At 66.6% G+C, this 326-nt stretch carries 1 protein-coding gene; it reads left to right on the top strand.

The genetic code is table 11. From position 1 onward, the window contains the following. Positions 1 to 24: 24 nt before the first annotated feature. A partial coding sequence (locus tag SB753_RS35810; protein ID WP_410804827.1) for an aminotransferase class I/II-fold pyridoxal phosphate-dependent enzyme occupies positions 25 to 326 on the top strand: 302 nt, incomplete at its 3' end.

Here is a 326-nt window from a genome sequence, read left to right as displayed (position 1 = left end):
GACCACCTCGCCATTGCGCGTGGCGTGCGAGTGCCACTGGAACAGATCGTCGTCATCGGTAGCGTGCAACACGCATTGGACCTTTGCATGCGGTTGCTGACGGGGCCGGGCGACACCGTGTGGATGGAAGACCCCGGCTACGTGGGCGCGCGTCAGATCATGCACGCGAGCGGCGCGCACGTGGTCGATGTTCCCGTCGATCAAGACGGTCTGCGCGTGCACGACGGCATACGCGACGCGCCTTCGGCCGCACTCGTCTATGTGACGCCGACGCGTCATGCGCCGCTCCGCGTGCCATTGTCGAACGAACGGCGTGCCGCGCTGCT

This window comes from Paraburkholderia sp. SIMBA_053 (assembly GCF_046534895.1).
In the GTDB taxonomy this organism is placed as follows: domain Bacteria; phylum Pseudomonadota; class Gammaproteobacteria; order Burkholderiales; family Burkholderiaceae; genus Paraburkholderia; species Paraburkholderia caledonica.
Note: the sequence above shows the minus strand (reverse complement) of the source record. Positions and strands in the feature narration are given on the sequence as shown.